Annotated in this window: 1 protein-coding gene; it reads right to left on the bottom strand. The window is 69.7% G+C overall.

The features are described 5' to 3' along the window. A partial coding sequence (locus HKX41_13895; GenBank protein ID NNC25225.1) for a 3-isopropylmalate dehydratase large subunit occupies positions 1-231 on the bottom strand: 231 nt, incomplete at both ends.

Genomic DNA, 231 nt, shown 5'->3' with positions numbered 1-231 from the left:
CGCTGGTGCCGATGCCGAAGGCCAGCGCGCCGAACGCGCCGTGGGTGGCGGTGTGGCTGTCGCCGCAGACGATGGTCTGGCCGGGCTGGGTCAGGCCCAGTTCCGGGCCGATCACGTGGACGATGCCGCGATGGTCGCTGTCGTAATCGAACAGCTCGACGCCGTGGCGCGCGCAGTTGCGGCGTAGGGTGTCGACCTGGTTTTCGGCTTCGGCGGTGTAGTAGGGCAGGC

It is taken from the genome of Salifodinibacter halophilus, assembly GCA_012999515.1.
In the GTDB taxonomy this organism is placed as follows: domain Bacteria; phylum Pseudomonadota; class Gammaproteobacteria; order Nevskiales; family Salinisphaeraceae; genus Salifodinibacter; species Salifodinibacter halophilus.
The sequence above is the reverse complement of the archived record's forward strand: the minus strand, read 5'-3'. Positions and strand labels throughout refer to the sequence as shown.